This is a genomic window from Achromobacter sp. ACRQX (assembly GCF_022346505.1).
Classification (GTDB): domain Bacteria; phylum Pseudomonadota; class Gammaproteobacteria; order Burkholderiales; family Burkholderiaceae_B; genus Achromobacter; species Achromobacter animicus.
The window spans coordinates 111,266-129,601 of the sequence record NZ_JAKRML010000002.1 but is presented as its reverse complement, the minus strand read 5'-3'; the positions used below and the strand labels follow the sequence as shown (position 1 = coordinate 129,601).

General features: G+C 62.1%; 27 protein-coding genes. 20 read left to right on the top strand and 7 right to left on the bottom strand.

Features of this window, described 5'->3' with window-relative positions; genetic code table 11:
• Position 1: 1 nt before the first annotated feature.
• The 4 genes from MHZ91_RS02410 to MHZ91_RS02395 all read right to left on the bottom strand — a co-directional run bounded on the left by MHZ91_RS02410 (position 2) and on the right by MHZ91_RS02395 (position 1,505).
• On the bottom strand, positions 2-193 hold the full coding sequence (locus MHZ91_RS02410) for a hypothetical protein (RefSeq protein ID WP_239212324.1): 192 nt from the start codon (positions 191-193) through the stop codon (positions 2-4).
• 100 nt (positions 194-293) lie between these two features.
• Complete coding sequence (locus MHZ91_RS02405) at positions 294-662, bottom strand: hypothetical protein (RefSeq protein ID WP_239212322.1); 369 nt, start codon at positions 660-662, stop codon at positions 294-296.
• Positions 663-664: 2 nt separating this feature from the next.
• The gene (locus MHZ91_RS02400) at positions 665-1,057 is read right to left on the bottom strand and encodes a hypothetical protein (RefSeq protein ID WP_239212321.1); all 393 of its coding nucleotides are present in this window, start codon (positions 1,055-1,057) and stop codon (positions 665-667) included.
• A gap of 61 nt (positions 1,058-1,118) precedes the next feature.
• The gene (locus tag MHZ91_RS02395; RefSeq protein WP_239212310.1) at positions 1,119-1,505 is read right to left on the bottom strand and encodes a hypothetical protein; all 387 of its coding nucleotides are present in this window, start codon (positions 1,503-1,505) and stop codon (positions 1,119-1,121) included.
• Between the two features lie 846 nt (positions 1,506-2,351).
• Between MHZ91_RS02395 and MHZ91_RS02390 the strand changes: the two genes are divergently transcribed.
• Positions 2,352-2,684, top strand: coding sequence for a hypothetical protein (locus tag MHZ91_RS02390; protein ID WP_239212307.1), 333 nt, complete (start codon positions 2,352-2,354; stop codon positions 2,682-2,684).
• Between the two features lie 22 nt (positions 2,685-2,706).
• Positions 2,707-3,999 carry a hypothetical protein gene (locus MHZ91_RS02385; protein ID WP_239212304.1) on the top strand — a complete coding sequence of 431 codons (1,293 nt, stop codon included), beginning with the start codon at positions 2,707-2,709 and terminating at the stop codon, positions 3,997-3,999.
• Positions 4,000-4,033: 34 nt separating this feature from the next.
• Here MHZ91_RS02385 and MHZ91_RS02380 read toward each other — a convergent pair whose 3' ends face one another.
• Complete coding sequence (locus tag MHZ91_RS02380) at positions 4,034-5,137, bottom strand: S24 family peptidase (protein ID WP_239212301.1); 1,104 nt, start codon at positions 5,135-5,137, stop codon at positions 4,034-4,036.
• 96 nt (positions 5,138-5,233) lie between these two features.
• On the opposite strand from MHZ91_RS02380, the gene MHZ91_RS02375 reads away from it, so the two are divergent.
• Positions 5,234-5,434, top strand: a complete 201-nt coding sequence (locus MHZ91_RS02375; protein WP_142054242.1) for a hypothetical protein — start codon at positions 5,234-5,236, stop codon at positions 5,432-5,434.
• A gap of 2 nt (positions 5,435-5,436) precedes the next feature.
• Here MHZ91_RS02375 and MHZ91_RS02370 read toward each other — a convergent pair whose 3' ends face one another.
• Entirely contained in the window at positions 5,437-5,601 is a 165-nt protein-coding gene (locus tag MHZ91_RS02370) for a hypothetical protein (protein WP_239212298.1), read from the bottom strand.
• A gap of 38 nt (positions 5,602-5,639) precedes the next feature.
• Here MHZ91_RS02370 and MHZ91_RS02365 point away from each other — a divergent pair, with 38 nt between their 5' ends.
• The 9 genes from MHZ91_RS02365 to MHZ91_RS02325 all read left to right on the top strand — a co-directional run bounded on the left by MHZ91_RS02365 (position 5,640) and on the right by MHZ91_RS02325 (position 9,581).
• Positions 5,640-5,957, top strand: a complete 318-nt coding sequence (locus MHZ91_RS02365; RefSeq protein ID WP_239212295.1) for a CII family transcriptional regulator — start codon at positions 5,640-5,642, stop codon at positions 5,955-5,957.
• A 1-nt stretch (position 5,958) separates the two neighbouring features.
• Entirely contained in the window at positions 5,959-6,480 is a 522-nt protein-coding gene (locus tag MHZ91_RS02360) for a DUF1367 family protein (protein ID WP_239212293.1), read from the top strand.
• Positions 6,477-6,836, top strand: coding sequence for a Ref family recombination enhancement nuclease (locus MHZ91_RS02355; RefSeq protein ID WP_239212291.1), 360 nt, complete (start codon positions 6,477-6,479; stop codon positions 6,834-6,836). Before MHZ91_RS02360 ends, MHZ91_RS02355 begins: the two co-directional genes overlap by 4 nt.
• Positions 6,833-7,645 (top strand): YdaU family protein, encoded by an 813-nt coding sequence (locus MHZ91_RS02350; RefSeq protein WP_239212277.1) that lies wholly within the window; start codon positions 6,833-6,835, stop codon positions 7,643-7,645. The genes MHZ91_RS02355 and MHZ91_RS02350 overlap by 4 nt, the downstream gene beginning before the upstream one ends.
• Positions 7,632-8,315: a hypothetical protein gene (locus MHZ91_RS02345; RefSeq protein WP_239212274.1), complete on the top strand. Its 684-nt coding sequence runs from the start codon at positions 7,632-7,634 to the stop codon at positions 8,313-8,315. The genes MHZ91_RS02350 and MHZ91_RS02345 overlap by 14 nt, the downstream gene beginning before the upstream one ends.
• Complete coding sequence (locus MHZ91_RS02340) at positions 8,312-8,653, top strand: DUF1064 domain-containing protein (protein ID WP_239212271.1); 342 nt, start codon at positions 8,312-8,314, stop codon at positions 8,651-8,653. Before MHZ91_RS02345 ends, MHZ91_RS02340 begins: the two co-directional genes overlap by 4 nt.
• Before the next feature lie 76 nt (positions 8,654-8,729).
• Positions 8,730-8,933, top strand: coding sequence for a hypothetical protein (locus MHZ91_RS02335; protein WP_239212268.1), 204 nt, complete (start codon positions 8,730-8,732; stop codon positions 8,931-8,933).
• A complete protein-coding gene (locus tag MHZ91_RS02330) occupies positions 8,926-9,282 on the top strand; it encodes a hypothetical protein (protein ID WP_239212265.1) in 357 nt (118 codons plus the stop codon). The genes MHZ91_RS02335 and MHZ91_RS02330 overlap by 8 nt, the downstream gene beginning before the upstream one ends.
• Positions 9,279-9,581 (top strand): hypothetical protein, encoded by a 303-nt coding sequence (locus MHZ91_RS02325; protein WP_239212262.1) that lies wholly within the window; start codon positions 9,279-9,281, stop codon positions 9,579-9,581. Before MHZ91_RS02330 ends, MHZ91_RS02325 begins: the two co-directional genes overlap by 4 nt.
• A gap of 154 nt (positions 9,582-9,735) precedes the next feature.
• On the opposite strand, the gene MHZ91_RS02320 is transcribed toward MHZ91_RS02325, so the two are convergent.
• Positions 9,736-10,779 (bottom strand): putative phage abortive infection protein, encoded by a 1,044-nt coding sequence (locus tag MHZ91_RS02320; RefSeq protein ID WP_239212260.1) that lies wholly within the window; start codon positions 10,777-10,779, stop codon positions 9,736-9,738.
• 51 nt (positions 10,780-10,830) lie between these two features.
• Here MHZ91_RS02320 and MHZ91_RS02315 point away from each other — a divergent pair, with 51 nt between their 5' ends.
• From MHZ91_RS02315 to MHZ91_RS02280, 8 genes are read left to right on the top strand one after another with little or no spacing between them, the layout of a single operon-like run.
• Positions 10,831-11,412 carry a terminase small subunit gene (locus MHZ91_RS02315; RefSeq protein WP_239212259.1) on the top strand — a complete coding sequence of 194 codons (582 nt, stop codon included), beginning with the start codon at positions 10,831-10,833 and terminating at the stop codon, positions 11,410-11,412.
• Entirely contained in the window at positions 11,393-12,814 is a 1,422-nt protein-coding gene (terL, locus tag MHZ91_RS02310; RefSeq protein ID WP_239212257.1) for a phage terminase large subunit, read from the top strand. Before MHZ91_RS02315 ends, terL begins: the two co-directional genes overlap by 20 nt.
• Complete coding sequence (locus MHZ91_RS02305; RefSeq protein WP_239212244.1) at positions 12,811-14,319, top strand: DUF1073 domain-containing protein; 1,509 nt, start codon at positions 12,811-12,813, stop codon at positions 14,317-14,319. The genes terL and MHZ91_RS02305 overlap by 4 nt, the downstream gene beginning before the upstream one ends.
• Positions 14,219-15,091, top strand: coding sequence for a minor capsid protein (locus MHZ91_RS02300; RefSeq protein ID WP_239212241.1), 873 nt, complete (start codon positions 14,219-14,221; stop codon positions 15,089-15,091). The genes MHZ91_RS02305 and MHZ91_RS02300 overlap by 101 nt, the downstream gene beginning before the upstream one ends.
• Entirely contained in the window at positions 15,072-16,325 is a 1,254-nt protein-coding gene (locus MHZ91_RS02295) for a DUF2213 domain-containing protein (RefSeq protein WP_239212238.1), read from the top strand. Before MHZ91_RS02300 ends, MHZ91_RS02295 begins: the two co-directional genes overlap by 20 nt.
• The gene (locus MHZ91_RS02290) at positions 16,322-16,822 is read left to right on the top strand and encodes a hypothetical protein (protein ID WP_239212235.1); all 501 of its coding nucleotides are present in this window, start codon (positions 16,322-16,324) and stop codon (positions 16,820-16,822) included. Before MHZ91_RS02295 ends, MHZ91_RS02290 begins: the two co-directional genes overlap by 4 nt.
• 20 nt (positions 16,823-16,842) lie before the next feature.
• Positions 16,843-17,925, top strand: coding sequence for a major capsid family protein (locus MHZ91_RS02285; protein WP_239212232.1), 1,083 nt, complete (start codon positions 16,843-16,845; stop codon positions 17,923-17,925).
• 59 nt (positions 17,926-17,984) lie between these two features.
• Positions 17,985-18,335 (top strand): hypothetical protein, encoded by a 351-nt coding sequence (locus MHZ91_RS02280; protein ID WP_239212229.1) that lies wholly within the window; start codon positions 17,985-17,987, stop codon positions 18,333-18,335.
• The last annotated feature ends 1 nt before the right edge of the window (position 18,336 follow it).

Genomic DNA, 18,336 nt, shown 5'->3' with positions numbered 1-18,336 from the left:
GTCAGTCCTTCGCGGCGACTGCGGTCTTGCCGCAGCCTTCGCAGGCGGTGAGGGTGGATTGGGCTTGCTCGTCGCGCTGCTGGCGGTCGCCGTAGGCAGCGACGATGCCGCCCACGAAGACGACGGCGCAGACGGCACCTACCCACTCGTGGCGATCAAACTGGTGCAGGGAGCGCAGGAGGCGGCGGATCATGCTTTGCTCCAGGAATCGCGGCGGGCGTGCGCGCGCATCAGCGCATCACCAAGCCGGCCGATCAGGTAAAGGGCGGCGCAGAGGCTGAGGAGGGCGACAATCACAGGTAGCTCTCCGCCTCATCGGGATCCATCTCCGCCAGCAGGTCGTTGACGGTCTTCTCGATGTGGGCTTCCAGCCGGCCTTGCACGAATGACTGGATGCGCGGGCATGCGTCGGCCGCGAGGATCACCAGCGCGGCGCCGGCCTGGTTGTCGGCCAGGGCGTCCATCAGGCTCTCGCCCCATATGCGAGCCGACAGCCCGAAGGCGCCCGCGGTCTCGTTGGACAGGCATGCGCGGACTGCTGCGACGGCCTGCTGGCGCGTCACGGTCGGGGCGTCGTCGTCGAACTCTTTCGGCAAGTGCCCGGGCGGCGCGGTGCGGGTCGAGTCGTCGCGCAGCCGCTCGAAGTGTTGGCGGGCGTTCATGCTCAGTTCCGTCCTTCGTTCTCGTAGGCCGCAGCCAGGGCGCCGGCGCGCGGCGCGGCGGGCATGCGTCGGGCCGCCAGCAGTCGGACGTAGTAGTCCGGGATCAGCGCCGCGCGCAGCGCCATAAAGTCCGTGCCCACGTCGCACGCGACTCGCAGCGCGGCTTGAGCGGCAGGGCTGACCGGGCCACTAAATCGGTCGCCGAACCAGAATCGGCGCTCCTTGAACAGCATGTCCTGCGCGCGCCGGCGGTTCGCCGGGTTCACGCGATACCACGGCAGACGGTCCCGCGAGTAGTCGCGCACCACGGCGCGCAGCTTCGACACGTTCAGCAGGTATTCCTGGCCAACTGCGCCGATACGCGCGGCGCGGCGTTTGATGCGGTTCTGGTTCATGGTGGTCTCCAAGCCCCGGCGGCCGGGGCGGCTTCCTCAAGCTATGCAGCAGCAGGGGGATTTACTGCTTCGTGAAGGTGCGGACGGTCACCGTCTTCTGTTCCTCAATGCAGGACAGGTCGTAGGCGTCCTCGATCCAATCAATGGCTTCGGGCTCGCCGTGCTTGCCGCCGCCATACCAATACGTCCAGCCAACCCATGAGCCATCCGGCGCTTGAGCCGCAACCGCGGCGCTCTCGTAGTGGCGAGACCAATCGCATTTCAGGCCAGTCTCAACACCGGAGCAGCGGATCTCGCTGCGGGCGTCCTGCAAGTTGCCGTCGTCGTTCTCTTCGGCCTCGTCGTAGAGTTGGTCGACGTTTTCAGCAGTCACCACGGGCGCCGATTCATCTGCAAGTTCAGCGCGGCGGACGAGAACCAGATGCTTGATCTTCTGTTGGGGTGTCACAGTTTTCTCCTTTGCCCTTTGGGCTGGTCCCCGGGTGTGGGGAGGATTCATTCGTCAGCCGGCGCTCAAGGAACGGGCTGGTGAAAGCGGCCTCTTGCGAGGCCGTTTGCGCCGGGATTCCAACCGGCATGACCGTTTCTGTTCTTGGCCGTCTACGCCTCACCCTATTGACCCGTGAACCGCGCTTTGGCGGACTGGATACGGCAGGGACACCGCGCAGCGCTACGGCCATGCCCGTAGATGCGATTGAGCCGGACGAACACCCCACAGGCGGGGCGAGCAACATCGGCGCTAGGTTGTTAAAGAGCGGTGCTCGCCTTCCCCATCCGACTTCGTGGCGGTACGTCTCCCTCTTGAGGCGATGCCCTGACTGCTGGCTGAGGGTCCGTGGGGGTGTTCGGCTCACTGGTTGGTGACGCGTTGATGTAATTAAACACCATGTTTATTGTTTGGTCAACATGGTGTTTATTTTGAGGCGCAAAAAAGCCCGCTCGAGGCGGGCGGTTGAAGGGGAGACTTAGTAGGCTGGTGTGGCCCAGAGGGCCGTTAGCACCACTAAGAGCGTTATTAAAATTCGAATCATGGACTGCTCCTGTGCCTAGGTTTTGGGGTTACCTAGTACTGGATAGTCATGATCACTTCGGGCTACTCGCGGACAAAAAAGGCCCGTATGACGCGTGCGCCGGGGAGCGGCTAGATCGACGGAGCGAAAGCCATCCCACCACTTGCGCGAGCCGGCTGTTCGACTTGCGCGGCGCACGCCGGCATATGTCCCAACCTTCGACTGTTCATCACAAGTACGAGATGAGGTACTTGCCGGAGCGCACTGCGACCACTGAGGCCAGCGTGGCCGACGAGGCCACCGAGGCCACCGAGGCCACCGTAGCCACCGAGGCCACTGAGGCCACTGAGGCCACTGCGACCACTGAGGCCAGCGAGGCCACCGAGGCCACTGAGGCCGGCGAGGCCACCGATGCCACTGAGGCCACCGAGGCCACCGAGGCCACTGAGGCCGGCGAGGCCACCGATGCCACTGAGGCCACCGAGGCCACTGAGGCCGGCGAGGCCACCGATGCCACTGAGGCCACCGAGGCCACTGAGGCCACCGAGGCCACCGGGCTGCGAGCCTCTTTGCCGAAGCGGGTGCTATCGCCTAGAATCAATCTCGTCGTGAAATAACTTGTAACCCGAGACGAAACTAATGGAATCCCACAGCGTAGACGAGGTTTTTGGTATCACTCGTGAACTTCCCTTGAATTACGTACAACGGCCTGCGGTCGACGACAAGCTTAAGAGTGAGCTGAAAGCCGGCCATCACGTGGTCATCTATGGGAGTTCGAAACAAGGAAAGACCTCGCTCCGCAAACATTGCATGCGGCCAGAGGACTATATTCTGGTGCAATGCTCGAACAAGAGCGATATGGGAGAACTCCACGCCAACATCTTGAAACGGGCAGGGTTCGAAATTTCGCAATCCACGAAGAAAAGTCTTTCGGGGCGAAGTAAAGTGTTCGCCACCTTTAAGGGAACGTTAAAGGCAGCCGTGCTGGGGCTGTCTGCATCCGCGGAAAGTGGTGTCGGGACGGAAAGCGAACGCGTTGAGGGGATCGAGAAAGTTAGTAGCCCTCTGGAACTCGATATTGACGATGTGAACGATGTCATCGCCGCCCTCAAAAGTATCAACTTCTCAAAGTGGATCGTGCTCGAAGATTTCCACTATCTACCTTACGAAATTCAACGTGATTTCTCGATTGAGCTAAAGGCATTTCACGAATCTTCGTCAATTACGTTTATCGTCGTTGGGGTTTGGTTGGAAGACAACCGATTGATTGTCTACAACGGCGACTTAACGGGGCGCGTTATTTCGGTCAACGCTGATCGCTGGGAACAAAAGGATCTCCATCAGGTTATCGCGGATGGTGGCGCGCTGCTCAACGTTAGCTTTGAGCCCGAATTCGCCCATCAATTGGTGGAGCTTTCGCAAGAGAGCGTGTACGTGGTTCAGGAGACGTGCCGTCGTGCGTGCCTTGAGATCGGAGTGCGCCAGACTTGCACATCAATGGTCAGCGTTGGTAAAGGAGTCGACGTACAGGCGCTGGTTAAATCGGTTGTGGACCAGCAGTCGGCGCGGTATGAAGGATTTTTGACGAACTTCGCAGATGGGTTTCAAGACACTGAACTAGAGATGCACAAGTGGCTTTTGTACCCCATACTCACTGCCGACCTTGAGCATTTGCGGAGTGGTTTGAAGTATCGAGAGATCCGTGCGTCACTGGTAGAAGCCCACCCCAGGAAGGCTGAATTAAACCCCGGCAACATTACTCAGTCACTACAGTCAAGTGCGTCTTTGCAAGTCAAAAAGAACATCATGCCCATCATCGTCGATTACGATCAGTCGAGCAAAACTTTGCACGTAGTTGACAAGGGGTTTCTTATTTGGCTGCAGCATCAAGACTCGCTTGAACTTTTAGACACGGTGGGGTTGCAAACCTAAGTGGCCGTGGTTGGCTGATAATCGGCAGTGCGTGCTAATGCCGCACCCACTGCCCTGCCTCGTCATCCCGCAGCTTCGCGCCGGCCCATACGACCTGCCCTAGCACTCGCACGGGATGGCCATTCTCCAGCGGGATATCAGCATAGGCTGGGTTGAACGACCGAGCCACCCAGCGCCCCGTGAGCTTGTCCCGGGTCACAGTCTTGACGAGCATCTTCCCGTCATAGTTGATGGCGTACACCCCACCGCTGGCCACGTCCTGCAGCGTCAGGTTCTCGTTGGGAACGACAAGCAGGGCAGCGCCGTCACGAATGACCGGCTCCATGCTGTCGCCTTTCGCATAGACCACACGGGCCTTCCCGTTGTCGGCGCCTACCGCCTTAAGGAATGAGCGGCGGAACTGGATCATGCCGGTCTGGTCTTCGCTGTGGTTCTCGATGCCGTCGCCCGCGGCCAGGCGCACCTCAGCCAGCTCCGGCACTTTCTCAAATCTGTCATTGGCGGCGTGCGGCTCGCCTGGTCCGGCGTTCGCTGTCACGCCCGTTTGCGTGCTGATCCTCATCTTCGGATTGCGCTCGGCCTGGAACGTGGTGTGGCCACCTTCCCACGGAGCAGGCGGCAAGCCCGCAATTCGCATAGGGAAGGGGTCGTCAGCACGGTCCATGTCGACTAGGCCGCCGGGCTTGTGAGCCCGCAAAGGAATGACGTTGGCCGCCGGAGCAGCGGGCGGCGACGACACCTGTATCCCTAACTTCATCTGGGCTATTGCGAGCGCAATGGCTCCCTCGAGCGCATTGAGTTGCGACTCGGGGAGTGCCCGTAACTGGTCCTCGGGGATCGTGCGGAAGGGCCAAGGCTGCGCCTTCGCCGGCTCAGGCTCGTCGGATGCCTTGGCGGGCGCGGACGTCGTGAACATTGCGCCTTCGCCAGTCATCACCCAGGTGGCATTCACTCCCAGGACGTTTTGGGCAGCCAGCATCCCTTCCTTCGATGGACCGCGGCGCTCCCAATTGTTGACGTTCTGCTGGGCGACGTTCAACAGCCGCGCCAGATTCGCTTGCTCTGGGCCGCTCATCAGCATCCCCGAGGCTCGTGCAGCCTCGTAGATCCTCGCCATCTGTTCGTGCATTTGCTTCATAGGGCGATTGTTGCCGGGATAAACGCGTTGTTGATACACATCGTGTTGACCTGACAATTAAACATGGTGTTTAATTGGCCGCATATGGAAAAACGAATGGAACAACTTCATCGGGACGCGGCGCGGATAGATGCCTTTGGCGGACCCACCAAGGTTGCCGAGCGGCTCGGCATCGCTGAGGAGCCCGGCGCAGTCCAGCGCGTTAGCAACTGGAAGCGTCGAGGCATTCCCTCGAGCGTCCTGCTCGCGCATGAATGGTTGCGTGCGCCCGCGCCGGTGCAGCAGGAGGCGGCGTGACATCAATGCACCGTCGCGCTCTCGCGCCCGTCGGTGGCCCACGCCATCCGGTCGCGCTCGGCGCACAGTTCCTGAAACAAATCCATGACCGCCTTTTCGCTCGGATCTTCAAAGATCCGGCGGGCCAAGTCCTGGGCGCTAATCAACAACTTTTCCGTTTCGGTCACGAAACACACCTCGCTCTTTGTTCATAAGGAAGTACTCGATGAGCACCACCCAACCAGTATCTGCCGATAGACAGGAAAGCACCCGCAAGACCGGCGCAAGGTATTTGGCCGAGGTATTGCAGCGACTTGCGGTGACGACGCAAGACCGTGCAGCAGCTTGCATGGGCATGGATGCCAGCACGCTCAGCCGCTTCAAGGCTGAGCACTTGGAGCGCGCGTGCCAGTTACTGGCCGCCGTCGGACTTCAGGTGGCCGCGGCGGATTCTGTCGTGGTGAGCCGTGACGATCTGCAGGCCCTGAAGCGCATGGCCTTCAAGTACCTGCAGGCCGAGATTGAATCCGAGGAGCGGCACTGACATGGCCGATATCACCCTGGTCCGTCAGCAGCCCGTCCAAGCCTCCGAGCAGGAAAAGGAAGCCGCGCGCCGCTTGATCTTCGGCATGGTCGACGGCCTGGGTGAACGTGGCCGCAAGCAATGGCGCCGGCTTTGGAACCAGATCGTCCGGCTGGAGCCGGGCGAGATGATGTCCATCACCACGCACAAAGAGCGCACCGGCTGGTATCACCGAAAGCACATGGCGCTGGAGTCGGTGCTGTTTGAAGTTCAGGACCGTTTCGAGGAATTCGAGGCGTTCCGTGCCTGGCTCAAGACGGGCAGCGGCTTCGTGGACTGGTACCCGGGCCCGAAGGGCGGCGTGATTCCGGTGCCGCGGTCGATCAGCTACGCGAAGCTGGAGCAGGCCGACATGGAGCAGTTCCACGATGACGCTGTGGCGTTCCTGCGCACTGCGCACGCTCAGAAGACCATGTGGCCGCATCTGCCGCCCGCGCGCGCCAGCGAGATGCTGGAGATCGTTCTGCGAGGCTTCGGCGAATGAAAGGCCGCAACCCCACCGCCGAGCAGAAGCGATTCTGGGATCTGCTGGCCACAAACATCGGCTGCGTGGCCTCGCGCATGGATGGCTTCTTCGACAGCCAGTGCTCGATCCATCACATCGACGGGCGCACCAAGCCGGACGCGCACTGGCTCGTACTGCCGCTATCGGCCGGCAACCACCAGGATGGAACGGGCGCGCCTGGGCGCATTGCTGTGCACCCGTGGAAGGCTCGTTTCGAGGCCCGCTACGGCCGCCAGCTGGATCTGCTGGTCTGGTGCATCGAGCAGCTACAGGCACAAGGATTTGAAGTCCCTGATGGCGCGTTGCGCGCGGCGGGGATGCTGGAGCACGCATGAATTACTACCCGCACCACATCGGCGACTTCAACAGCGCCACGCGACACCTGACCCGCCTTGAGCGGTCGGTGTACCGCGACATGCTCGACCTGTACTACGACACCGAGGTGCCGCTGACCCTCGATGTGGATGTCCTGTGCCGCCTGCTGATCGCCCGTTCCAACGAAGAACGAACAGCCGTTGAACAGGTGTTGAACGAGTTCTTCACAGAAACCGACGAAGGATGGCGTCATTCGCGCTGCGATTCCGAAATCGAGAAGTATCACGCTCAGCGCGAGGCGAAATCGGCTGCCGGGAAGGCTAGCGCTGCAAAAAGAGCCCAAAAAACGCAACGACCGTTGAACACCCGTTCAACACCTGTTGAACAGCCGAACCACGACTGTGCAACTAACCAGAACCATAACCATAACCATAACCAAGAAACAGATATCCCCCCTACCCCCCGCAAGCGGGGGCAAGGATTTGACGCCTCGGCGATCGAGCTGCCCGACTGGCTCGATCGCGAAGACTGGGAAAGCTGGGTTGCCGACCGGAAGGCCCGCAAGAAGCCGGTGACGGAGGAGGGCGCCAAGCGTCAACTGCAGCAGCTCGCTGGCTACCTGGACGAAGGCCATCAGCCGCGCGCAGTGATTGCCCACAGCATCGCCGGGGGCTACCAGGGGCTTTTCCCGCCGAGGGCGCAGGCGCGCGCCAGCCCGCCTACCGCGGCACAGCGGCGGGCCGCGTGGTCATCGGAGTTGCGGGATGTGCTGGCTGAGGGCCAGGGACGAAGGGAAATTGACATGGGGGTGATCGATGCAAGTAGCTAACGCTCAGACCGGTTTGGGCGCTCTCGTGGTGAACGAGATGCACCTGCTGTACGGCGCCAAGTTCGCCCAGCAGTGGGAAGGCCTCACGCCCCGCGAGCTGAAGGACTCCTGGAGTCAGAAGCTGGCCGGACTCGATGAGGGCCAGGTGCGCCGCGGGCTGGTTGCCTGCATGACCCGTGAATGGCCGCCCACGCTGCCGGAGTTCGTGAAGCTGTGTTGCCCGTGGATGGCGCCGGAGGTGGCGTACCACGAGGCGGTGCGCGGCATGTCCGCCCGCAAGCGCGGCGAGATCGGCATCTGGTCGCATCCCGCCGTGTACTGGGCTGCGGTTGGCGTCAGCACCGTCGATCTGCTTTCCAGCACCTACGGCTCAATCAAGGCGCGCTGGGAGAAGACGTTGAGCGACGAACTGGCGAAAGGCGCGTGGCCGGATATCCCCGAGCCGCGGCAGGCGTTGCCTGCCCCTGGTCAAACGCTGGCAACCAAGGCGGAAGCGGCCGCGGCGCTGAAGAAGATGGGAGCGGACAAGGTGCTGGACCAGACCGGCCGCAACGCGCGTCGCTGGATCGAAAAGTGGGACGAACGCGTCGCCAAGGGCGAGCAGCCCACGCCCGCCATCGCGGCGATGCTGAAGCGCGCCAAGGGCGATGTCGATGAGGTGACGGCATGAATCGCGCATTTGCATTGGGCCGCCTGAAGTCAGGCCAGCTCAACAAGACCGAACAGGCCTATGCCGACTACCTGGGCCAGCTGCAGGCGGTGGGCGGAATTCTCTGGCACAAGTTCGAGGGCATGAAGTTCCGCCTGGCTGACAACACCTTCTACACGCCCGACTTCGCGGTGATGGCGCCCGATGGCCAGATCGAACTGCACGAGGTGAAGGGCTTCTGGCAAGACGACGCTCGCGCCAAGATCAAGATCGCCGCGGATATGTACCCGTTCAAGTTCATCGCAGTGAAGGCACGCGCCAAGAAGGACGGCGGCGGCTGGTCCGTGGAGGAATTCTGATGGATGCGGAGATTACGACGTCTATTCTCCGCATAACGTGCGGAGAATATCGCGCGGTGCACGCGGGGCGGTTCGCATGACGGCCGACCTGCAGAAGTGGGAATTCCGCGACCCGATGCTGGTCGTGATGAGCCGGCAGCAGGCCGCGCTGAATCGGTCGTGCAAGGGCTGCGCCCACGCCAAGGCCATCGAAACCCCGTTCGGCGACACGCACATGCGATGCCTGAAGGGCAAGCCCTACGGCAAGAAGTGCAACCGGTACGAGGTGGTCGATGAGTAGGCTGACGGGCGACGATCTGCTGTGGAACTGGGCCCGCTGGACCTGGTCCGGCGCCACGGTGGGCAACATGGAGGCCTACGTATCCTGGGAGGATGCCCCGCGGCCGATCCTCCATGACCATGCCCTGGTGGTGGAGGCTATGCACGCGGCGCTGCCGTGGCATGAGCGGATGATCGTCATCGCCGAGTACCCGCAAAAGAGCGCGATGTTCGGTGGCCTGGATCCGAGAGGCCGGCGCAAGGCCGCGCGCGCATGGATCGCCAAGACCACCGGCGTGGAGCTGACAGAAACCGATTACAAGCTGTACCTGGGCCTGTTCCGCAGCCAGGTCGAAAGGAGGCTGGCGTGAAGTACGCGCACGAGGTGATGGACTTAATGGGCGCGTACCCGATGCGCAGCTTTCGGATGCTGGAGCTGGTGCGGCATGTGACCCGAGGCCGGACATTGGAGCCGCGCGAGCGGGACGCGGCGAGAAAGGCGGTGCAGCGGGTATTGGATGCCTTGGTGGCGGCCGAATCCGTTCAGGTCAGCGCGCCGGCAGAGGGCCGAGGCTCCTTTGCAGAATACTCCGTGTCCCACAAGTGGGACATGATCCCGCCAAAAGTGGGACGAGAAGTGGGACAATTCCCCCGGGCTCTTGCGCCCTGAAGAAATGAGGCCTACGGGTAAAAGCTGCGCCGCGTGTAGCGACCATCTACGGATCAAACTGTTGCTGCCACAATTTCCTGCCGGATCAGATCTCGGATCACACCTTCCTATCTAGGTCAATTTTGTTCAAACGCGAGGCTGGGCTGGCGGTCTCTTAAAGATCCCTTGCTTCAATAATTCCAAGACGCACCTTTGCCAAGCCGGAATTGAATACTTCGGGAGTGTATTTCCAAGGATTACGGTTTCCGAGAATGCTCTTAGGCGGACGCGTGAGGAAGGCCTCTCTCATTACGCGAACAAGATCGTCAGTGTCATCTTCGAGATTATCGAGCAACGCGTACTTGTTCATCAGCGGAACGAAGTTTCTTCCTCGCCACGTCAGTCCGTTGAATGCGAGGAAATACATTTCTCCCCAAGACAGATGTGAACGCGCAATCGCGATGTAATGCCACTTCTGCTTGTCAGAAATCTTCGACTGATCGACCCAGTCGAGCAGTCTGTACAGCGTTCGGAACATTGGCCCAAGATCCGAATGATGCGCGGTGTACACCGTTTCATATCCCTTTGCGGCGCGCTCGAACCGTTCGACCAATAGTTCGTACCCGTCCATGAGGTAACTTTTAATGGCCGTAGCATAGGTAGTTAGCGGCCTTGAGTCCTCTCGAAAGCTGTGAGTCTGGTGATCAAGAATATTTACCGCTGCATCGGCTCTAAACGGGGCCGCAAGCTGAACTAGCCGCGCGGCCCCTTTGCGTGGTGGACTGCCGCCTTGCAGGTTGTTCACCATCGCTCGATAGCTTTCTAGCCACGCGAAAAAGGTTTGTTCGAAACTTTGAAGTACGATGGCTTCGTGTTGATCAGCCAGCGCCTTGGTTGACTGCCGGGTTTCTTCCAGTTGGCGTTCAATGTCTTGCCGTGTGAGGTTCAATTCATGTGTTTGAACCCGGATGGCTTCCTCCTGCGCTCGGAGAGTTCTGACCAAGAGAATAATAGTGACTACGCCGACAACAGGGTTAAGAAGTCCGCCGAGGAAGTCTCCAAATTGGCCCCAGCTCTCGGGTTGTCCAATTGGCGCTGACTTATAAATGCCAAAGTACGCAGCGTAGGCGCCTACCAGAAGAACGGCGATCAGGAGCGGAACCCATACAAGCCTTACGGGCCTTGGCATCTCAACGTTTATCTTATGGTCGGTGGTCATGGTGGGCCGCTTGATATCGCAGTAATTACATGTAACTGGAATATAGTAAAAATGGCGCTGACAGACAAACAGCGCCGCTTCGTGGATGAGTACCTCGTTGACCTCAACGCCACGCAAGCGGCGATAAGGGCGGGGTACAGCCAGAAGACTGCTGGCCAGATTGGCGAGCAGAACTTGAAAAAACTTGAAATCGCTCAGGTGATTCAGGAAGCCCAGGCGGCTCGGTCAAAGCGCACCAACATTACCCAGGACATGGTCCTGCGCGAGCTGGCCAAGATCGGCTTCAGCGACATCCGCAAGATCGTGCGCTGGGGCAAGACAGAGCTTCGCGTTACGGACGCAGGCGACGACGAAGGCGAAGTCACGGAGGCCTATCACGGCCTGGCGCTGGTGAGTGCCGACGACATCGACGACGACACCGCGGCGGCCATCTCTGAAATCTCGGAGGGGCGCGAAGGGCTGAAGGTGAAGCTGCATGACAAGAAGGGCGCGCTGGTCGATATCGGCCGCCACCTTGGAATGTTCAAAGATCGGGTGGAGCACTCCGGCCCGGACGGCGGCCCCATAGCTACCGCGGCGGTCAGCCCGGAAGAGCTGAGGAAGGCCGTTCAAAGTGTCCAAGACAAGTTTTAGCCCTGCTGAACGGCTGGCAGCGATTGGCTGGTCTCGTGAGGACCTGTTCAGTTTCAGCCGCTGGATGTTCCTGCAGCGCAAGGGCTACCAGTGGCAGAGGGCGGCGCACCACAAGCTGATCTGTGATGCGCTGATGCGCGTCTACAGGGGAGAGACGAAGCGGCTGATGATCAATGTGCCGCCTCGTTACTCCAAGACCGAGCTTGCGGTGGTGAACTTCATCGCCTGGTGCTTCGGTCGATCGCCGGATTGTGAGTTCATCCACGCCAGCTACTCGAGCACGCTCGCGGTGAACAACAGCGCCAACGTGCGCGGCGTCATCCAGCACGAGGCATACCGGGAAGTGTTCCCGGCGGTCTCCCTGGCTAGCGATGCACAGCATCACTGGAAGACGGAGCAAGGCGGCGTCATGTACGCCACAGGCGCGGGCGGGACCATTACCGGCTTTGGCGCCGGCAAGCACCGCGAAGGCTTTGGCGGCGCGATCATCATCGACGACCCGCACAAGGCCGATGAGGCGACTTCCGACGTAATGAGGAAGAACGTCATCGACTGGTTCCAGAACACCCTGGAGAGCCGGAAGAACAGCCCGGATACGCCGATCATTGTGATCATGCAGCGCTTGCATGAGGAAGATTTGGCCGGGTGGCTGCTTGGCGATCGTGGGCCGGATGGTGCGGGCCCACCGGTGGCCGGCGGCAATGGCGAAGTCTGGGATCACCTCTGCCTCTCGGTCTGGAACGATGACGGCACGCCCCTGTGGCCTGAGAAACACAGCGCGGACGACCTCGCGCGGATGGAGAAGGCAGCACCGTACGTGTTTGCGGGGCAGTACAGACAACGGCCCACGCCGCCATCTGGTGGGACCATCAAGCCGGACATGATGCCCATTGTGGATGCGGTGCCGGCCAGCGTGGTCGCATGGGTCCGTGGGTGGGACCTGGGTGCTTCGGCGTCTGGGGATCACACGGCCGGCGTGAAGCTTGGAAAGCTCAGCGATGGTCGCTTCGTGATTGCAGACGTTCGCCGTGAACAGTTTGAGACGAATGAGCGAGACGCTCTCATCAAAAACACCGCAGATGCGGACGGTGCCAACAGGGTGGTCCAGTCGCTGCCGCAAGACCCCGGGCAGGCCGGCAAGAGCCAAGTTGTGGCTTTCGCCAAACTGCTGGCGGGCCACAGCGTCAAGTTCAGCCCCGAGAGCGGCGATAAGGTGACCAGGGCTACGCCCCTGGCGTCGCAGATCAACGCCGGGAACGTACTCCTACTGCGGGGCGGATGGAACCAGGCGTTCAAAGAAGAGTGCAGGTACTTCCCGCTGGGCAAGTACGACGATCAGGTTGATGGCGCATCCCGCGCATTCAACGAACTTTTATCGCTGAAACGCGGATTCTTCGGATGAATTTCTTTCGCAACCTGTTCGGCCGGAGCCAAGAGCCCGCGCCGGCATCCAAGCGGCGCGGCCTGTTCTCCACGCATCCCCTGGGTGACAAGGTGCAGACTCGTTTCGAGATGCCCGCGTTTGAGCAGCCCACCGGCGCGCCCACGGTCGCGTCGGACAACGGCTACATCGGCGAGCGGCCGACGCCCAAGACCGCCAGCTTCACGCCGGTCAACGAGGCGCAGCTCGGCTTCTACGCGGCGGGCAGCATCTTCATCGGCTACCAGGCGTGCGCGATGCTGGCCACGAACTGGCTGATCGACAAGGCCTGCAACATGCCCGCGCGCGACGCGGTGCGCAATGGCTACTTGCTGATGTGCGGCTCGGACAAGACGTCGGCCCGCCTGATGGCTGGCGACAAGAAGTACGCGGTCAAGCGCCATCTGCGCGAGCTGGTTCACTTCGGGCGCGTGTATGGCGGCCGGATCGTGCTGTTCGACGTCGAGGCGGCCAACCCCGAGGAGTATTACAAGGCGCCGTTCAATCTGGACGGCGTGCAGGCCGGCACGTACCGCGGCATGTCCCAGATCGATCCGAACTGGGTCACGCCAGTGCTGACCGAGGACAACCTGAACGACCCGGCCAGCCAGAGTTACTACGAGCCGACATTCTGGAAGATCCAGGACCGGGTCTATCACAAGTCCCATCTCCGGATTTTCGTGCCGTATCCGGTGCCGGACTACCTGAAGCCGCACTATCGCTATCTGGGCGTGAGCGTGCCTCAGCGGATGATGGAGCGAGCCTACGCAGCTGAGCGCAGCGCGAACGAGGGCCCGCAGCTGCTCATGACGAAGCGGCTGACGTCGCTGAACGTCGGCGATGCGGCCCTGACCAATCGCGAGGCGCTGGAGAACAACCTGGCGGAATGGGTCGCCTTCAGGGACAACTACGGCGTGCGCGTCGGTGGCGCCGAGGAGACCATCCAGCAGTTCGACACCGCGCTGGGCGACGTGGACACGGTCATCATGACCCAGTACCAACTATCCGCGTCAGTGGCGAACGTGCCGGCCACGAAGCTTCTGGGCACGCAGCCCAAGGGCTTCAACGCCACGGGCGATTATGAGCAGTCGGTGTACCGGGAAGACCTGGAGAGCATCCAGTCCAACGACATGACGCCGCTGCTGGAGACGCACTACCGGCTGCTGGCGAAGTCCGAAGGGATAGCGCTGCCGGCCGACATCGCCATTCAGTGGATGCCGGTGGACAGCCCGACCGCCAAGGAATGGGCCGAGATCGACAAGATCAAGGCAGACCGCGACGCCGCGCTGTTCAACACGGGCGCGATCGATGCGGAGGACATCCGCAACCGCCTGCGCGAAGACCGCGAGGGCGATTACCACAACCTTGAAGCCGCCGAGTTCGTAGATGCCGAAGAAAATGGTCACGAAGCGGCGCCAGGCGTGGGGGCAGCAGCAACAGGCCAGCCAGTTCAAGGGCTTGGCGCTGGCCTACCCGGTCGCCGTTGAAGGCCGCTACCGCGCCAGCATGGAGTCTCTGATTGACGGCATGCTAGCCGAGTACGACGCGGCACTGCGACGGCTGTATCGCGGCAACCCGGAGATCACGCAGGACGAGAGCGTGACCACCCAGGCGCGGCGCATCCTGGCCGAGCTGGGGCGCAAGTGGAGCAAGGCCTTTGCCGAGAAGGCGGGCCCGCTTGCAAACCGCACGATCGGCCAGGTGGACCGGTTTTCCAAGCAGAACCTGGGCGCGTCTCTGCGGGACATGTCGGGCGGCCTGACCATCAAGACGTTCCAGATGCCGGCCGGCCTGTACGACAAGGTCCTCGCAAGCACGGCGGAGAACGTCGGGCTGATCAAGAGCATCCCGGTCCAGTTCCAGGACAGGATCCAGGGCATCGTCATGCGGTCGATCCAGTCGGGCGGCCAGGGCAGCGGGCAGATCTTCGACGAGATCAAAAACCTGAACCAGGTCACCCGGAACCGCGCCAAGCTGATCGCGGTCGACCAGACGCGCAAGATCACGTCCGCCATGAACGAGGAGCGGATGAAGGCCGCTGGGGTGAAGCAGTTCGAGTGGATTCACAGCGGAGGCGGCGCAGAGCCGCGGTCGCTCCACGTTCAGTACGACGGGCAGACGTTCAGCATGGACAACCCGCCCATCATCGACAAGCGGACCGGGCAACACGGCTTCCCCGGCGAGCTGATCAACTGCCGGTGCCGCATGCGCCCGGTCATCGACTTTACCGAGTACCTCGATGAGCAAGCGACAAACTGACGTCAATGGCTACCTGCTGGTGCGCGACAACCCGATCACGAAGGTGGGTGTGTTCTCGTATCTGGGTAGCGAGATCGGCGCGCCTGATGCGGATCGGGTCTACCGGGTTTATCGACCTCGGGAAGAACTGGAGAAGCCGGAGACGCTCGCCTCGGCCAACCTAGTGCCGTGGATCGACGAGCACGAGTTCTTGGGTGTGGACGGCACGCCGGCCGAGAAGAAAGGCGTGCAGGGGACCACGGGCGAGACGGCGCGATTCGATTACCCGTACATCCGCAACAACCTCCGGCTCTATTCCGAGTTCATGAAGAACTTGGTCGACCGCGGCAAGGTGGAGCTATCGCCCAGCTACCGCTGCCGATACGAATTCAGGGAAGGCGTGTTCGATGGCATGCAGTACGACGCCATTCAGCGCGACATTCGATTCAATCATCTGGCATCCGTGAAAGAGGGCAGGACGGGGCCGGACGTGGCTGTACAGGACTGCCTCACCATCACATACGACTCAGCGGAGTTCATCAATATGGAAATCACCCCCGAAATGGAACAAGCATTGCGGGCGTTGATCGAGAAAATCTTGGCGGAACAAGCTGCCGCTGTCTCGGACAACGACCCCAAGAAGGAGGCTGTCACGGACGCGGAAGCGCCGGCAGCCCCCGGCGCCGTCACGACCGAAGAAAAGGACGCCGTGGAGGAGACCGCCGCGGCTGCCGAGCAGGCAACCAGCGCCGTCGAGTCGGCCACGGCTGCGATCGAAGAGGTCACGGCTGCCCTGGAGGAAGTCGAGGCTGCTGCCGAGGCAGTGAAGGCCGCCCCGACCGCCGACAGCCGCAAGGCCCTGGACGCCGCCATGGCCAAGCTTGGCGCCGCCAAGAACAAGATCGCCGCGCGCGCCGCGGACGCGCAGGTCATGGGCATGATCGGCACGCTGCGCACCGAGATCAAGGCCAATGACGCTGCCGCGGTGATCAAGCAGATCGCCGACCGCGACGCCTTGGTCAAGCGCGTGACGCCGTTCATCGGCGCCTTTGACAGCGCGCTGCTGGTGTCGGCCGACCACGTCGCCAAGTACGCCGTCAAGAAGCTGGGCCTGAAGGCGCAGGACGGCGCCGAGCTCGCGGTGCTGCAAGGCTACCTGCAGGCCGCCAAATCCGACGCCGAGAAGATCGTCGGCGATTCCAAAACCGTGCGCGCCGAAGACACGGCCGCCAAAGTCTGGGGCGAAAAGCAATGATCCCGAACACCGCACGAACCTACCTGCTGTCCGGCATCCCGGGCAACATCAGCCATGACGGCCCGACCCGCGCCGCCTCGGCGATCATCGACTCGGCCACCGAGGCGAACAACGTCTTCGGTCGCGCCTTCACGTATGTCGCCGGTCAGCCTTCGGGCCGCGGCACGTTCGAGCAGGTGCAGGCCGGTGGCGACGGCGCCTTCGCCGGCGTCCTGATCAACCCGAAGGCGTATGCGATCGATGTCACGTTCGCGCGCAATGCCACGGTCGGCGAGTTCCTGACCATGGGAGAGGTCTACGTCCAGCTGGGCAACGACGGCAACATCGGCGACCCGGTGTCCTTCGACCCGGCCACCGGCATCATCTCGGCCGGCGAGACCGGCACCGTCATCCCCGGCGCGCACATCGCCCGCCACGAACCCAGCGCCGAGACCCCGCGTCTGGCGGTGATCGCCCTCAATGGTCTGGTGGTGCTGCCCACCCCGGCCGGCGCCTGATCGGAAAGGAACCAGAAATCATGGCAAAAACTCAATCCAAGGTGCACATGCACATGAGCGGCCGCCTAGCCCTCGCGCGCGGCGCCGTCAAGCTGGGCAGCGATGCCAAGATCGGCTTCGAAGACCTGGAGAACCTGGGCGTCGGCGTGCGCGCGATGGACTCGGCCCTGACCGGCCCGGCCGTCACGAACGGCGCGATGCTCTCGCACATGCTCCAGACTTGGCTGCCCGGCACGCTGCGCGTCGTGACCCAGGTGCGCAACATCGACGAGATCGCCGGCATCACGACCGTCGGTCGCTGGGAAGACGAGTCGATCAACCTGCGCGTGGCTGAGCCCGCGGCCAAGGCCGAGCTGTACGGCGACTCCACCAACATCCCGCTGGCTGACTACCGCCAATCCGTCGAATCGCGCGGCATCGTGCGCTTCGAGCAGGGCTTCCAGGTGGGCAAGCTGGAAGACGCCCGCCAAGCCGCCATCGGCTACCAGGCGGCGGACGAGAAACGCCGCGCCGCCACCGAGTCGCTGGACATCAGCCGCAACCAGGTGGGCTTCTACGGCTTCAACCAGCCCGACACGAACGTGTACGGCCTGCTGAACGACCCGAGCCTGCCGGCCTTCGTCTCGGCGGGTACGCCGTGGCTGTCCGCGAACTTTGACCAGCTGACCGTGGAGTTCACGGGCATGTACAACCAGCTCGAAACCCAGATGGGCGGCGAGCTGAAGGATTCGGCCCGTCTAGTCCTGGTCATGCCGACCGGCTACCGCTCGATCTTCAGCGTGTACAGCCCCGCCGCCTCGGGCATGACGTTCCGCCAGTGGCTGAGCGAGAACTTCCCGAACCTGCGCGTGGTGACGACGGCCGAGTTCAAGGACGCCAACGGCGGCCTGGACGTGGCCTACCTGTTCGTCGAGAACGCCGCGGATCAGGACGAGTCGGACATCACCGGCGCCAGCCTGATCCAGGCCGTGCCGGTGCGCTACCAGGTCCTGGGCAGCGAGAACCGCATCAAGGGCTACATCGAAGACGCCATCAACGCCACGGCGGGCATCTTCGTGCTGCGCCCCTGGGCGTTCGCGCGCCGGACCATCAGCGCGTCCTGATCGTCGCGCACTGAACAGAGGGCCGGGGAAACCCGGCCTTTGTCATTTCTGGAGTCGAAATGTCTCGCATCTATATCTACAGCACGCTCAGCAACGACCAGCGCTACCAGCTCAAGAACGGCGCGTCGGTCCTGGTCACGGGCAAGGCCAACGTGGCCAACAAGCAACTGGTGACGCCCAGAGGCATGGTTACCGCCGTCTCCGAAGACGAGTTCAACCTGCTGCAGGAGAACATCGTGTTCAAGGCGCATTCGAAGAACGGCTTCGTGTCGGCCAGCCACGACAAGCAGGACGCGGAAACCTTCGCTGCGCGCAACCTGGCGCCCGCGGACAAGGCCGCCCAGGACACTCCTGAGACGGCCAAGAAGCGCAACGCCGGCGGCGCCAAGGTCAAAGACGCCGAGGCCTGAC

Bases quoted from the DNA above. Each gene is read 5' to 3' on its own strand.
- MHZ91_RS02295 (WP_239212238.1), top strand. From the start codon at position 15,072: ATGAGCAAGCGACAAACTGACGTCAATGGCTACCTGCTGGTGCGCGAC.
- MHZ91_RS02350 (WP_239212277.1), top strand. From the start codon at position 6,833: ATGAATTACTACCCGCACCACATCGGCGACTTCAACAGCGCCACGCGA.
- MHZ91_RS02320 (WP_239212260.1), bottom strand. From the start codon at position 10,779: ATGACCACCGACCATAAGATAAACGTTGAGATGCCAAGGCCCGTAAGG.
- MHZ91_RS02385 (WP_239212304.1), top strand. From the start codon at position 2,707: ATGGAATCCCACAGCGTAGACGAGGTTTTTGGTATCACTCGTGAACTT.
- MHZ91_RS02360 (WP_239212293.1), top strand. From the start codon at position 5,959: ATGGCCGATATCACCCTGGTCCGTCAGCAGCCCGTCCAAGCCTCCGAG.
- MHZ91_RS02345 (WP_239212274.1), top strand. From the start codon at position 7,632: ATGCAAGTAGCTAACGCTCAGACCGGTTTGGGCGCTCTCGTGGTGAAC.
- MHZ91_RS02290 (WP_239212235.1), top strand. From the start codon at position 16,322: ATGATCCCGAACACCGCACGAACCTACCTGCTGTCCGGCATCCCGGGC.
- MHZ91_RS02335 (WP_239212268.1), top strand. From the start codon at position 8,730: ATGACGGCCGACCTGCAGAAGTGGGAATTCCGCGACCCGATGCTGGTC.
- MHZ91_RS02400 (WP_239212321.1), bottom strand. From the start codon at position 1,057: ATGAACCAGAACCGCATCAAACGCCGCGCCGCGCGTATCGGCGCAGTT.
- MHZ91_RS02315 (WP_239212259.1), top strand. From the start codon at position 10,831: ATGGCGCTGACAGACAAACAGCGCCGCTTCGTGGATGAGTACCTCGTT.
- MHZ91_RS02380 (WP_239212301.1), bottom strand. From the start codon at position 5,137: ATGAAGCAAATGCACGAACAGATGGCGAGGATCTACGAGGCTGCACGA.
- MHZ91_RS02410 (WP_239212324.1), bottom strand. From the start codon at position 193: ATGATCCGCCGCCTCCTGCGCTCCCTGCACCAGTTTGATCGCCACGAG.
- MHZ91_RS02340 (WP_239212271.1), top strand. From the start codon at position 8,312: ATGAATCGCGCATTTGCATTGGGCCGCCTGAAGTCAGGCCAGCTCAAC.
- MHZ91_RS02305 (WP_239212244.1), top strand. From the start codon at position 12,811: ATGAATTTCTTTCGCAACCTGTTCGGCCGGAGCCAAGAGCCCGCGCCG.
- MHZ91_RS02405 (WP_239212322.1), bottom strand. From the start codon at position 662: ATGAACGCCCGCCAACACTTCGAGCGGCTGCGCGACGACTCGACCCGC.
- MHZ91_RS02365 (WP_239212295.1), top strand. From the start codon at position 5,640: ATGAGCACCACCCAACCAGTATCTGCCGATAGACAGGAAAGCACCCGC.
- MHZ91_RS02280 (WP_239212229.1), top strand. From the start codon at position 17,985: ATGTCTCGCATCTATATCTACAGCACGCTCAGCAACGACCAGCGCTAC.
- MHZ91_RS02355 (WP_239212291.1), top strand. From the start codon at position 6,477: ATGAAAGGCCGCAACCCCACCGCCGAGCAGAAGCGATTCTGGGATCTG.
- MHZ91_RS02285 (WP_239212232.1), top strand. From the start codon at position 16,843: ATGGCAAAAACTCAATCCAAGGTGCACATGCACATGAGCGGCCGCCTA.
- MHZ91_RS02375 (WP_142054242.1), top strand. From the start codon at position 5,234: ATGGAACAACTTCATCGGGACGCGGCGCGGATAGATGCCTTTGGCGGA.
- MHZ91_RS02300 (WP_239212241.1), top strand. From the start codon at position 14,219: ATGCCGAAGAAAATGGTCACGAAGCGGCGCCAGGCGTGGGGGCAGCAG.
- MHZ91_RS02330 (WP_239212265.1), top strand. From the start codon at position 8,926: ATGAGTAGGCTGACGGGCGACGATCTGCTGTGGAACTGGGCCCGCTGG.